Origin of the sequence: Streptomyces sp. ADI95-16, assembly GCF_003721495.1 — a bacterium.
In the GTDB taxonomy this organism is placed as follows: domain Bacteria; phylum Actinomycetota; class Actinomycetes; order Streptomycetales; family Streptomycetaceae; genus Streptomyces; species Streptomyces goshikiensis.
Genome location: NZ_CP033581.1, coordinates 3,879,165 through 3,891,264, shown reverse-complemented (window position 1 = coordinate 3,891,264; position 12,100 = coordinate 3,879,165). Strand labels below are relative to the sequence as shown.

11 protein-coding genes are annotated in these 12,100 nt (G+C 73.3%); 5 read left to right on the top strand and 6 right to left on the bottom strand.

Going from position 1 to position 12,100, the window contains the following annotated elements; translation table 11 throughout:
* Positions 1-55 precede the first annotated feature (55 nt).
* Positions 56-655, bottom strand: a complete 600-nt coding sequence (locus EES41_RS17010; RefSeq protein WP_123079335.1) for a flavin reductase family protein — start codon at positions 653-655, stop codon at positions 56-58.
* Between the two features lie 265 nt (positions 656-920).
* Here EES41_RS17010 and cdgB point away from each other — a divergent pair, with 265 nt between their 5' ends.
* Both cdgB and EES41_RS17000 read left to right on the top strand, forming a co-directional pair.
* Positions 921-2,651, top strand: coding sequence for a diguanylate cyclase CdgB (gene cdgB / locus EES41_RS17005; RefSeq protein WP_123079333.1), 1,731 nt, complete (start codon positions 921-923; stop codon positions 2,649-2,651).
* A gap of 68 nt (positions 2,652-2,719) precedes the next feature.
* Positions 2,720-3,739 (top strand): carbohydrate-binding protein, encoded by a 1,020-nt coding sequence (locus EES41_RS17000; RefSeq protein WP_123079331.1) that lies wholly within the window; start codon positions 2,720-2,722, stop codon positions 3,737-3,739.
* Between the two features lie 22 nt (positions 3,740-3,761).
* Here the strand turns inward: EES41_RS17000 and EES41_RS16995 are convergent, their stop codons facing one another.
* From EES41_RS16995 to EES41_RS16985, 3 genes are all read right to left on the bottom strand, one after another.
* Positions 3,762-4,691 (bottom strand): 1-phosphofructokinase family hexose kinase, encoded by a 930-nt coding sequence (locus EES41_RS16995; RefSeq protein WP_123079329.1) that lies wholly within the window; start codon positions 4,689-4,691, stop codon positions 3,762-3,764.
* A 125-nt stretch (positions 4,692-4,816) separates the two neighbouring features.
* Complete coding sequence (gene nagA, locus EES41_RS16990) at positions 4,817-5,968, bottom strand: N-acetylglucosamine-6-phosphate deacetylase (protein WP_123079328.1); 1,152 nt, start codon at positions 5,966-5,968, stop codon at positions 4,817-4,819.
* Positions 5,968-6,900: an ROK family protein gene (locus EES41_RS16985; protein WP_123082526.1), complete on the bottom strand. Its 933-nt coding sequence runs from the start codon at positions 6,898-6,900 to the stop codon at positions 5,968-5,970. The genes nagA and EES41_RS16985 overlap by 1 nt, the downstream gene beginning before the upstream one ends.
* A 237-nt stretch (positions 6,901-7,137) precedes the next feature.
* Here EES41_RS16985 and EES41_RS16980 point away from each other — a divergent pair, with 237 nt between their 5' ends.
* From EES41_RS16980 to otsB, 3 genes are all read left to right on the top strand, one after another.
* Positions 7,138-8,382, top strand: a complete 1,245-nt coding sequence (locus EES41_RS16980; RefSeq protein WP_174261818.1) for an extracellular solute-binding protein — start codon at positions 7,138-7,140, stop codon at positions 8,380-8,382.
* Positions 8,383-8,425: 43 nt separating this feature from the next.
* Positions 8,426-8,662, top strand: coding sequence for a DUF3263 domain-containing protein (locus EES41_RS16975; protein WP_123079326.1), 237 nt, complete (start codon positions 8,426-8,428; stop codon positions 8,660-8,662).
* Positions 8,663-8,735: 73 nt separating this feature from the next.
* Positions 8,736-9,584, top strand: coding sequence for a trehalose-phosphatase (gene otsB, locus EES41_RS16970; protein ID WP_037795216.1), 849 nt, complete (start codon positions 8,736-8,738; stop codon positions 9,582-9,584).
* A 12-nt stretch (positions 9,585-9,596) separates the two neighbouring features.
* On the opposite strand, the gene EES41_RS16965 is transcribed toward otsB, so the two are convergent.
* Both EES41_RS16965 and EES41_RS16960 read right to left on the bottom strand, forming a co-directional pair.
* On the bottom strand, positions 9,597-10,967 hold the full coding sequence (locus EES41_RS16965; RefSeq protein WP_123079324.1) for a trehalose-6-phosphate synthase: 1,371 nt from the start codon (positions 10,965-10,967) through the stop codon (positions 9,597-9,599).
* Between the two features lie 47 nt (positions 10,968-11,014).
* Complete coding sequence (locus tag EES41_RS16960) at positions 11,015-11,965, bottom strand: glucosyl-3-phosphoglycerate synthase (protein WP_123082524.1); 951 nt, start codon at positions 11,963-11,965, stop codon at positions 11,015-11,017.
* Positions 11,966-12,100: the final 135 nt, after the last annotated feature.

Below are 12,100 nucleotides of genomic sequence, written 5' to 3'. Positions count from 1 at the left end.
CCGGTGGCCGGGAACCGTGGCCGGGAACCGTAGCCGGTTCCGGGTTCCCGCCGCGCTACGCCAGGTGCCGGTAGCGGCCCCGGAAGTACGTCAGCGGGGGCGCGTCCGGGTTCGGGAGGGTGGAGGTCAGGACGCGGGCGACGACGAGGGTGTGGTCGCCGGCCCGGACGCGGGACTCCGTACGGCATTCCAGGGTGGCCAGGGAGCCCGTGAGCAGGAGGGCGCCGGAGACCTCGCCCCGGACGTGCGGGAGGTCCTCGAAGAGCAGGCGGTCGCTGATCCGGTTCTTCATCGAGAAGCGGCCCGCGATCTGGACCTGGCTGTCCGCCAGGACGGAGACCGCCCACAGCGGCTGTTCCTCCAGCAGGTCGTCCATCCGCGAGCCCTCGCGCAGGCTCACCAGGACCAGCGGCGGGTCCAGGGAGACCGACAGGAACGCGGTCGCCGTCATGCCGACGTCCTCGCCGCGCGGGCCGTCCCCCGTCAGCGGGGGCTCGTGCGCGGTGATCAGGCATACGCCCGCCGCCAGCCGGGACATCGCCGCCCGGAACTCGTCGTTGCTCACCCCCTCAGGATGGGGGGTCGGTACTGGGTTCGGTACAAGGGTCGTGTTCGGCACCCTCGGAACGCTAGTCTCGCCCCTCGCGCCGCACATCGGGCCCTGGTACGAGCCGTGTCCCCGCCCCTCGGCCTAGGCCCGGGCGTAGCGTTTGCTCCCGAGAAGGAGGGGGAGCGCTCCCAGTCGCGACTGCCCAGGTACGCACCTTTATTCATCTCATGTGACTTGAGTCACAGACGGCAAGATTTGTTGACCCTGTGTACCTGCCGCACAGCTCACTGTGATTCAGTGGGCGGGACACCGCAACGAAACGCCGATGACAATCCTGGAGTTGCTGTCGAGGTCTCGGGGAGAGCGAACAATGGAGACCGAGTCGGAGCCGTACGTCCGTCTTGCGACCCTGCGGCAGCTGCACCGGGTGGTGGCCGAACTCAACACGGCCAGGAGCCTGGCGGACACTCTGCAGACCGTCGTGGACGGCATCGTCGTGGGGCTCGGCTACGAACTCGCCTGCGTCAATCTCGTCCGCCCCGACGGTGATCTCGTCGTCGCCGCCTTCGCCGGCGACCCCGCCGCCGAGGCCCTCATCACCGGCCGCGTCGGCTCCCGCGCCTCCTGGGACCGCCGTCTGACGATGGGTGAGAACTGGGACGGGCTCCGCTTCATCCCGCACAGCGAGGGCTGGATCCTGCTGGAGGACGACGTCCCGCAGTGGCACACCGACGGCCCCGACCCGCGGTTCGAGGACGAGTGGCACCCCGAGGACCGGCTCTACGCGCCCATGTACGCGACCGGCGGGGAACTTCTGGGTGTCATTTCGGTGGACAGACCCCGCAACGGCCGCCGCCCCGGCGCCTGGGGCCGCGAGGCGCTCCAGATGTACGCCTTCCAAGCGGCGATTGCGATCAGCAACGCACGCCTGCGCGCGAACATGCAGCGGGCCCTGGTCCGGCTGGAGCGCGAGCAGCAGGCGCTGCGCGCGAGCGAGGAGTCCTTCCGGCAGGCGTTCGAGTACGCGCCCAGCGGGATGGCCATCGCCGAGATGGGCGGCGACCAGCACGGGCGGCTGCTGCGCACCAACGACGCGCTGTGCCGGCTGCTGGGCCGCCCCGCGTCGGTGCTGCGCCGGTACTCGTTCTCCGACCTCGTCCACCCCGAGGACATCGGCACGCTGCTGCGGACCTCCGCCGAGGGCGGCCGCGCCGAGCTGCGCCTCGGGCGGCGCGACGGCACGTACGTCTGGGTCTCGCTGCGCAATTCCGTGGTCGCGGACGCCGCCGACGGGCCGCGTTTCCTGCTCACGCACGTCGAGGACATCGAGGAGCGCAAGCGGCACGAGCTGCAGCTCGCGCACCGGGCCAGCCACGACTCGCTGACCGGCCTGCCCAACAGCGCCGAGCTGCGTTCGCGGCTCGGCGCCCGGCTGTGCCGGCGGCCGCAGTCCGCGCGGGCGACGGCGATCGAGGCGCTCGACGCCGCCTACGAGGGGCGCGGCCCCGTACCCGAGCCGGCCGGCGGCGCCGGCGAGCACGGGTTCCGGCCGGACGGCCCCCACACGTTCGCAGGGCCGGACCCTTTCGACTTCCCCGGGGGGCCCGCCGGTCTCGGCCCGCCGGGGGGCGGTCCGGGCGAGGCGGGCCCGTACGACCACCACGTGCACGCGGTGGCGCCCGCGACGGACGTCGACGACGGGACGAAGGGGCTCGCGGTGCTCTTCTGCGACCTCGACGGCTTCAAGTCGATCAACGACCGGTTCGGGCACCACACCGGTGACGCGGTCCTGATCGAGGTGGCCCGGCGGCTGACGACGGGCGTCAGGGACGGTGACACCGTCGCCCGGCTGGGTGGTGACGAATTCGTCGTTCTCGCGGACGGGCTGGGTGCGGCGGACGCCGCCGACCTCGCGGTCCGGCTGCGCAACGCGATCATCCCGCCGATCCGGGTGGACGGCCGTCCGGTGCGGGTGGGAGCCAGTTTCGGCATCGGCTGGGCGAGCTGCGGGATGTCCGCGGACGAGGTGCTGCGCTCCGCCGACCAGCGCATGTACATCGAGAAGAGGTCGCGCTCCAAGGCCCACCGCAGGGCGGGCTGAGGCGATCGATCGCCCGTGGGTGCACCTGTTCGGGGTAGGCTCCCGGGGGTCGAAAGGAGTGACCTGCGATGACGACGCCCGCGAACAACGGCCCGCACGGTGGGGCGAACAAGCCCGAGGACGACGACCCGTTCGGCTACCTCTACGCGGACGGCCAGGCCGCCGGTGCCACCCCGCCCACGTCAGGCGGATACGGCTACCCCGGCCAGACGGTCGGTGGGCAGCCCGGCGCGCAGCCCGGTGTCCCCCGTACCTCGTACAACCAGGTGCGTACGGTCGGTGAGCGGACGTACGGCGGCGGGCGCGGCCAGGTGCCGCAGCAGCCGCCGGCCTACCAGGCCCAGTACCAGGCCCCCGAAGCCCTCCAGGCGGGCGGCTACGGCGTTCCGCCGCAGCAGCCGGCCCCGCAAGTGACGCAGGCCATACAGGCCCCCGGCGGGCGCGGTGGCGGGGGCGGTGGCTCCAGCCGTCGCGGCCTGCTGATCGCGGCGGTCGCGGTGGTCGCCGCCGTCGCCATCGGCATCGGCGCGGCCCTGGCCTTCGGCAACAAGGACGGCGAGAAGGCCAAGGCCGGCAAGGACCAGGCGGGCGGGCAGCAGCAGTCCGCCTCCCCGAAGAAGTCCGACGGTCCGAAGGCGAGCGGTTCGCCGGAGCCCGCGCAGAGCGCACTGCCGAAGGCCGATTTCGCCGGTTCGGGCATGAGCCTGACGGGCGGCGCGTCCCTGCAGAACACGGTGCCGGGCGCGAAGAGCGCGGGCGGCCAGTACGTGGGCGGCCTGAACCAGCTCGGCGCGGCCGCGACGTGGACGCTCGACGTTCCCGAGGCGGGCTCGTACAAGCTGAAGATGACCTACGGGGTGCCGGGCAAGGACGCCAGCACCACGCTGACCATCAACGGCGAGGTGCAGACCCGGCCGATCAACATGCGGAACTTCTCGAACGCCAAGCCCGGCGAGTGGGACAAGGGCTGGACCAACACCTGGTCGAGCGTGCAGCTCAAGAAGGGCACGAACACGGTCCGGATCTCGTGCGAGAACGGCAACCAGTGCGACGTCAACCTCGACCAGCTGTGGCTCGAAGCGGGCTGATGCCCGCCAAGTCGGCCGGGGGCTACGCCTCCTGACCGGCCAGCACCTTCACCGACCCCCGTATCTCCTCGTAGGTGCGGGGGTCGAACTCTCCCGCGCCCGGGGCGTGCACCGTGGCCGCCGAGAGGGCGACCGCGCGGGCCAGGCGGCCCGGCCAGTCCAGGCCCTCCGTCAGGGCCGAGAGCAGGCCCGCGACGGCGGAGTCGCCGGCTCCGGTGGGGTTGCCGCTCAGGGCGCGGGGCGGGGCCGCCCGCCAGGTGCCCTGCGGGGTGGCGGCGAGGAGGCCGTCCGCGCCGAGGGAGGCGATCACCGCCTGGGCGCCCCGGCGGCGGGCGTCGCGGGTGGCGGGCAGCGGGTCGCGGGACCCGGTCAGCTCCGCGAGCTCGGCGGCGTTCGGCTTGATCATCTCGGGGCGGGCGGCGATCCCGCGGCGCAGCGCCTCGCCGCTGGTGTCGAGCAGCACCGGGGCGCCGGCCGCGCGGGCCGTCCGTACGAGGGCCGCGTACGCGCCGACGGGGACGCCCGGCGGGAGGCTGCCGCACAGGGCCACGGCCCGGGCGCCGGCGGCCAGCGCCTCGTAGCGGTCGAGGAACGCGGCCCATTCCGCGGAACTGATCAGCGGGCCGGGCTCGTTGAACTGGGTGGTGTCACCCGAGGTCCCGTCGGTCACGGCCACCGTGCGCCGGGTGCTGCCCGCGCAGGGGACCAGGGCGTCCACCACGCCGGGTGATCCGGCGGCGAGCAACTCCCGTACGAGCGCGCCCACCGGGCCGCCCGCGAAGCCGGTCGCGGTCACCTCGTGGCCGAGGGCGGCCAGCACGCGGGCCACGTTCAGGCCCTTGCCGCCGGGGCGTTCGGCCGCCTCGGTGACCCGGTGCGAGGTGTGCGGGCGCAGTCGCGGTACGCGGTAGGTGACGTCGAGCGCGGTGTTGAGCGTCACGGTCAGGATCATGGCAGGCCTCGGTCTCGGTGTGTGCCGGGATCATGCCAAACAGACGGCGGTCCGCCCAGTCCCGAGGGCCGGCCGCCGTCCTGGCGCCCCGTCACGAGGGCCGGCCGCCGTCCTCACCGGCCCGCTCAGACCGGCGGGCTGACGACCCATTCGCCGCGCCGCATGACGCCCTTGAGCCCGAATCCGGCGTCGAGGACGACGAGGTCCGCGTACTTGCCGGGTTCCAGGGAGCCGACCTGGTCGTACAGGCCGAGCAGCCGGGCGGGGCCCGCGGAGATCGCCTGGACCACCGATTCGACGGGCAGCTTGTCGACGGTGACCGACCGCTTGAACGCGGTGTCCAGGGTCAGCGTGGAGCCGGCGATCGAGCCGCCCTCGACGAGGCGGGCGACCCCGTCCTTGACCTCGACCTCCAGCGGGCCGAGGTGGTAGGTGCCGTCGCCGAAGCCGGCCGCGTCCATGGCGTCGGTGATCAGCGCCACCCGGTGCGCGCCCGCGTGGTGGAAGGCCAGTTCCAGCATCGCCGGGTGCAGGTGCGTACCGTCGTTGATGAGCTCGACGGTGACCCGCTCGTCCTCCAGCAGCGCGGCGATCGGACCGGGCGCGCGGTGTTCCAGGCCCGGCATGGCGTTGTAGAGGTGGGTGGCGACGGTCGCGCCCGCGTCGATGGCCTGGCGGGTCTGGTCGTAGGTGGAGTCCGTGTGCCCGATCGCCGCGATGACCCCGTGCTCGGCCAGCAGGCGTACGGAGTCCAGGCCGCCGGGGAGTTCGGTGGCCAGGGTGAACATCTTGGCGGTGCCGTGAGCGGCGTCGACGAGCTTGCGCACCTCGGCCGGGTCGGGGTCGCGCAGCAGGTCCGCCTTGTGGGCGCCCTTGCGGCAGGCGTTGATGAAGGGGCCCTCGAAGTGGACGCCGGCGATCTCGCCCTGCTGGGTGAGCTCGGCGAGCAGCGCGGCGCGGCGGGCCAGCTCGGCCAGGTCGTCGGTGACGGTGGAGGCGACGAGGGTGGTGGTGCCGTGCTCGCGGTGGGTCCGTACGCCCCGCAGGACGTCCTCGGCGGTGCCGGAGGTGAAGGAGGCGCCGCCGCCGCCGTGGTTGTGCATGTCCACGAAGCCGGGGACGATCCAGTGCCCGGTCAGGTCGACGGTGCGGGCTCCCTCGTGGGCGCTGCCGGCGATGCGCTCGCCTTCGACGATGACGCGGCCGTTCGCCACGGTTCCGGTGGGCAGCACCACCCTGGCGCCGGAGAGAACGGTGCTGTGTGCGCTTCCGGACATCAGGCAGGTACCTCCGTGGCGAGTAGGTCCCAGGCGAGCAGCCCTGCGCCCAGGCATCCGGCGGTGTCCCCGAGGGCCGCCGGAACGATCTCGGGCAGCCGCTGGAACGTGACGCGTTCCCCGACGGCGGCCCGAAGCGGTGTGAACAAGGTTTCCCCGGCCTCGGCGAGCCCGCCACCGATGATCAGCGTGCGGGGGTCCAGCAGGGTGATGGCGGTGACCAGGCCGTCGGCGAGGGCGCCGATCGCCGTGTGCCACACCGAGCGGGCCCGGTCGTCGCCGGACTCGACGGCCTTGGCGCAGTCGGCGGCGTCGGCATCGGGGTCGCCGGAGGCGGCGGCCCAGGCGCGGCTGACGGCGGCGGCGGAGGCCAGGGTCTCCAGGCAGCCGTGTTGGCCGCAGCCGCAGGCGGGGCCGCCGGGGCGCACCACGATGTGCCCGATCTCGCCCGCGTAGCCGTGCGCCCCGGCCTCGATGCGGCCGGCGATGCCGATGGCGCCGGCGATGCCGGTGCCGAGGGGGACGAACAGGAACCGGTCGGCGCCGCGGCCGGCGCCGATGCGGCCCTCGGCGAGTCCTCCCGTGCGGACGTCGTGGCCGAGGGAGACCGGGATGCCGCCGAGGCGGGTGCTGAGCCGCTCGCGCAGCGGGACGTCGCGCCAGCCCAGGTTCGCCGCGTAGACGGCGATGCCGCGGTCGGCGTCGACGATGCCGGGGACGGCGACGCCGGCGGCCGAGGCGGCCGTGCCGAAGCGTTCGCTGCCGAGCTCCAGGAGCTCGGCGGCGAAGTCCAGGATCGTCTCCACGACGGCCTCGGGACCGCGCTCGCGGTCCGTGGCGCGGCGCGCCTGGTGCAGCAGGGTGCCGTCCCCGGCGATGAGGGCGGCCTTCATCCCGGTGCCGCCCACATCGAGGGCGATGACGTGCGCGATGACGTGTTTCACGGGTTTCACAGAGGACAGTCTCGCGTGCTCGGCGGGGAAAGGTCTAGTCCATTGGGGGGTGATTGTTGAGGCGCCATACAAAATCGGAGCCCGATGTGGCCGAGACGCCAAAGTGGTGTAGACCTTACGTTGATCGTACGTACAACAGGGAGTGGAACGAGAACTGTGAAGGGCCGTTACCTGAGGCCGGCCGCGACCGGCGTCGCGCTGAGCCTGACCGCCGTGATGCTGACGGGCTGCGGAAGCCTGCCGGGCCTCTCCGGGGACAACGAGGTGACCCTGCGGGTCGTGGCGGCCGACTACGGGGACAATCCGCAGAACACCTCGAAGGGCTACTGGAAGGACCTCGCCGCCGGCTTCGAGCAGGACCACCCCGGCGTCAAGGTCGAGGTGAGCGTCTACTCCTGGTCGGAGGTCGACGCCAAGGTCGCCGCCATGGTCAAGGCCGGCAAGGCCCCCGACATCGCGCAGATCGGCGCCTACGCCGACTACGCGGAGGCCGACAAGCTGTACACGGCCGAGGAACTGCTCTCCGTACAGACCGAGGCCGACTTCCTCGCGCCGCTCGCCGACGCGGGCAAGGTCAAGGGGGACCAGTACGGCATGCCGTTCGTGGCCAGCACCCGGCTGCTCTTCTACAACGAGAAGCTGCTGACGGACGCGGGCGTGCTCGGCAAGGACGCCAAGGGCGGCTGGCAGCCCAAGAGCTGGGCCGAGCTGGAGGCCGCGGCCAAGAAGCTCAAGGCCGCGAACGTCCAGACCCCCTTCGCGCTGCCGCTGGGCCGCGAGGAGGCGCAGGCCGAGACGATGATGTGGCTGCTGTCCGGCGGTGGCGGCTACACCGACAACGAGGAGTCGTACGCCATCGACTCCGCCGAGAACGTGAAAACCTTCGAGTACCTGCGCGACAAGCTGGTCGGCCAGGGTCTGACCGGGCCGACGGAGCCGGGCAAGCTCAACCGGCAGGACGCCTTCGACGCGTTCACGCGCGGCGAGGTGGGCATGCTCAACGGGCACCCCACGCTGCTGAAGCAGGCCGCGGCGAAGGGCGTGAAGTTCGGCATGGTCGCCATGCCGACCGCCGACGGCACCGAGCACCCGACGATGGGCGTCGCCGACTGGGTCATGGCGTTCAAGAACGGGCACCGCAAGGAGTCCGGGAAGTTCCTCGACTACCTCTACGAGTCGAAGAACGTGACCACCTTCACGAACAAGTACGACCTGCTGCCGGTCACCACGAGCGGCTACCGGGCCGTGGAAGGCAGCGCGGGCGGCTCCTCGGCCCAGCTGAAGACCTTCCTGACGGCCCTGCCGAACTCGCGGCTGTACCCGGCCGGCAAGAAGTCCTGGGCCGGTGTCAGCGAGGACGTGAAGACGAAGATCGGCAAGGCCGTGCAGCCGGGCGGACAGCCGGAGAAGGTCCTGGAGGACATCGCGGCGTCGGCGCGGGCGCAGGACGGGGGCCGCTGAGGCACCCGCGCCGCCTGTCGGTGGGCGGCGTTAACCTGGCCGTATGACGGACGAGGGGCAGCTGACGGCCACGGAGGCCGCGGTGCTCGCGTACGAGGGACGCACCTGGCCGGGCCCCGGCGCGAAGGAACGGGCCATACGGGAAGGGCTGGGCATGGCCCCGGTCCGGTACTACCAGCTGCTCAACGCGCTGATGGACGACCCCCGGGCGCTGGCCCACGCGCCGGGCACGGTCAACCGCCTGCGCCGGATCCGCGAGGCGCAGCGCGCGAGGCGGTAGCGGGCGGCCGCGGGGGCCCCGGGTTCGCCGCGCGCCGTAGCCGTCGCCCCGCTGGGCCGTTAGGGTCGTCCGTATGGGGAGCCATCCGCACAGCCTGCCGATGCCCGTCACCGCCGCCGGGCGCGAGGGGCTCGAAGCCCTGCTCAGAGTGCCCCGCCGGTCCGTCGTCGCCCTCGACTTCGACGGCACCCTCGCCGACATCGTGCCCGACCCGGACCAGGCGCGGGCCCACGCCGCGGCGGTGCCGGCCCTGTCCGCGCTCGCGCCCGAGGTGGCGTCGGTCGCGGTGATCACCGGCCGGCCCGCCGGGGTCGCGGTGCGCTACGGAGGGTTCGCGGGCGTGCCGGGGCTGGAGCACCTGGTGGTCCTCGGCCACTACGGGGCCGAGCGGTGGGACGCGGTCAGCGGGATCGTGCACGCGCCGGCCGAGCACCCCGGGGTCGCCGCCGTACGCGCCGAGCTGCCGGGGTTCCTCGACGGGATCGGCGCCTGGCGCGGCACCTGGATCGAGGAGAAGGGGCGGGCGCTGGCCGTCCACACCCGGCGCGCCGCCGACCCGGACGCCGCGTTCGCCGCGCTGCGGGAGCCGCTGGCGGAGCTGGCGGCGCGGCACGGGCTGATGGTGGAGCCGGGCCGCGCGGTGCTGGAGCTGCGGCCGCCCGGCATGGACAAGGGCGTCGCCCTCACCGAATACCTCGCCGAGACGGGCGCCGAGGCGGTGCTGTACGCCGGCGACGACCTCGGGGACCTGGCCGCCTACGCCGCCGTCGAGAAGCTCCGTACGGACGGCCTGCCGGGGCTGCTGGTCTGCAGCGGCTCGGCGGAGGTCCCCGAACTCGCCGCCCGGGCCGACCTGGTGCTCCCCGGCCCGGCCGCGGTCGCGTCCTACCTGGCCGACCTGGCCGCCACCCTCAAGGGCTGAGCCCGGCCCGGATCACCCGCCGCGCAGCGCGGTGAGCTGGGCCTCGAACCAGGCCGACGGGGGGAGGGCCGTCGCGGCCGCGGCCAGGCGCCCGGTGCGCTCCGCCCGCTCGGCCGCCGGCATCGACAGGGCCGTGTGCAGGGCCCGCGCCGTCTCCGTCACGTCGAACGGGTTCACCGTCAGCGCGTCCTCGCGCAGCTCCCCGTACGCCCCCGCCCCGGTGGACAGCACCAGCGCGCAGCCCCCGTCCGAGACGACCGGGATCTCCTTCGCCACCAGGTTCATGCCGTCCCGCACCGGGTTCACCAGCGCCACGTCCGCCATCCGGTACGCCGCCAGGGAGCGCGCGAAGTCGTCCTTCACCGACACCAGCACCGGCTGCCAGTCCTCCGTCCCGAACTCCGCGTTGATCCGCTCCGCCAGCTCCGCGACCGCCTCCGTGTAGGCGCGGTACACCGCCAGGTCCTGCCGTGACGGATACGCCGACGCCAGGTGCACCACCCGGCCCCGCCACTCGGGGTGGACGGTCAGCAGCTCCCGGTACGCCAGCAGCCCGCGCACGATGTTCTTCGACAGCTCCGTCCGGTCCACCCGGACGATCGCCTTGCGGTCCCCGACCTCCGCCCGCAGCGCCGCCAGCTTGTCCTCGACCTCCGGCCGGTGCGCCAGCTCCCGCAGCTCGTCCCCGTCCACGCCGAGCGGGTACACGGCCACCTCCGTGCTCCCGGGGCCCTGCGGCTCCGCGCACGCCAGGAAGCCGTCCGCCCACGCCCGGGTGTGGAACCCCGCCACGTCCGCCCCGAGCATCCCCCGCATCAGCTGCCCCCGGACGTCGCCCGGCAGCATGTCCAGGAAGTCCGGCGAGGCCCACGGGGTGTGCGTGAAATGGCTGATCCGCAGGTCCGGGCGCAGCTCCCGCAGCGCGCCCGGGACCAGGGCCAGGTGGTAGTCCTGCACCAGCACCGCCGCGCCCTCGGCGGCCTCCTCGGCCAGGGCCCGCGCGAACGCGTGGTTGTAGGCCACGTAGGAGTCCCAGCGGCGCCGGAACTCCGCGTCGAAGACGGGCGCCGTCGGGATGTCGTACAGGTGGTGGTGCGTGAACCACAGCACCGAGTTCGCGATGCCGTTGTACGCGTCGTCGTACACCGTCTCGTCGATGTCCAGCATCCGGACGCCGGGTTCGGACACGCCCCGGCGGACCGCCTCCCGGTCGGCCTCCGAGAGCGCCGCGCAGATCCACACCGCGTCCGGCTGTTTCGCCAGCGCCGCGGAGAGACCGGAGACGAGACCGCCCCCGCCGCGCCGGGCCGTGAGGGCGCCGTCGGCGGCGAGGGCGTACGAGAGGGGGCCGCGGTTCGCGGCGACGAGTACCGAAAAGGCCATGCCGCCAACCTAGCCCCGGCCGCCCCCGCTCAAACGTGAGCTCCCGCTCACGCCACGCGGCGGACCGCGTACTCCTCGATGCCCGCCATCGGCGGCCGCTCCTCCGTGTCCACCGGGTACGTCCGCGGTACGAAGCCCTGCGGACCCCGCTCGAACTGCGTCAGCTCCGGGCGTACGTGGTGCCCGCGCGACAGCCGTACCAGCGCCGTCCGGTAGATCGCGGCGGCCATCCGGCCCAGCGCCTGGCCGTCCTGGTGGCGGTGCAGCCGTACGCCCACGTCCACCTGGGCCAGCGCCTCCAGCCCGACCGTGTGCAGCGCGTCCACCAGCAGGCCCAGCTCCACCCCGTACCCGACGGGGAACGGCAGCCGCTCCAGGAGGGACCGCCGGACGGCGTACTCACCGCCCAGCGGCTGCACGAACCCGGCCAGCTGCGGCCAGTGCAGGTTCAGCAGGGGCCGCGCCACCAGCTCCGTGACCCGCCCGCCCTGGCCCGGGGCGTTCCCGAGCGGGCGGTCGTACATCGCCTTGACGAACTCCACGCCCGGGTCGGTCAGCAGCGGGCCGACGATCCCGGAGACGAAGGCGGACGAGAAGTCCCGCAGGTCGGCGTCGACGAAGCAGACGATCTCCCCACTGGTCGCCAGCAGCGAGCGCCACAGGACCTCGCCCTTGCCGGGCAGCGCCGGCAGCCGCGGCAGGATCTCGTCGCGGTGCACCACGCGGGCGCCCGCCTTGGCCGCCACCTCCGCCGTCCGGTCCGTGGATCCGGAGTCGACCACCACCAGCTCGTCCACCAGCGGAACCGGCAGCCCGTCGATCAGATCGCGCCGGATCACCGACACGATCTCCCCGACCGTGGCCTCCTCGTCGAGCGCGGGCAGCACCACGCTGACCGTGGTCCCGGCCGCCCGTTTCCGCTCCAGCAGCTGGTCGAGCGGTCGGTCGGCTGCGGACCAGGAGCGGTCGGCCAGCCAGCGCTCCACCTCTTCCAGCACGTTCTGCACTCCCTGGTTCATCCGTGGGTTTCGTCCGAAAAGTGATCCATCTCGCGGTTCGGACGGCTGTCTCAACCATCCGCACCTTCGGTTACAGTCTTGAACAACGCGAAGGACCACCGCATGCCGGGGTCC

What these genes read in the sequence shown, in the direction of transcription:
- EES41_RS17010 (WP_123079335.1), bottom strand. Translation starts at nt 655, where the DNA reads ATGTGCGGCGCGAGGGGCGAGACTAGCGTTCCGAGGGTGCCGAACACG.
- cdgB (WP_123079333.1), top strand. Translation starts at nt 921, where the DNA reads ATGGAGACCGAGTCGGAGCCGTACGTCCGTCTTGCGACCCTGCGGCAG.
- EES41_RS17000 (WP_123079331.1), top strand. Translation starts at nt 2,720, where the DNA reads ATGACGACGCCCGCGAACAACGGCCCGCACGGTGGGGCGAACAAGCCC.
- EES41_RS16995 (WP_123079329.1), bottom strand. Translation starts at nt 4,691, where the DNA reads ATGATCCTGACCGTGACGCTCAACACCGCGCTCGACGTCACCTACCGC.
- nagA (WP_123079328.1), bottom strand. Translation starts at nt 5,968, where the DNA reads ATGTCCGGAAGCGCACACAGCACCGTTCTCTCCGGCGCCAGGGTGGTG.
- EES41_RS16980 (WP_174261818.1), top strand. Translation starts at nt 7,138, where the DNA reads ATGCTGACGGGCTGCGGAAGCCTGCCGGGCCTCTCCGGGGACAACGAG.
- EES41_RS16975 (WP_123079326.1), top strand. Translation starts at nt 8,426, where the DNA reads ATGACGGACGAGGGGCAGCTGACGGCCACGGAGGCCGCGGTGCTCGCG.
- otsB (WP_037795216.1), top strand. Translation starts at nt 8,736, where the DNA reads ATGGGGAGCCATCCGCACAGCCTGCCGATGCCCGTCACCGCCGCCGGG.
- EES41_RS16965 (WP_123079324.1), bottom strand. Translation starts at nt 10,967, where the DNA reads ATGGCCTTTTCGGTACTCGTCGCCGCGAACCGCGGCCCCCTCTCGTAC.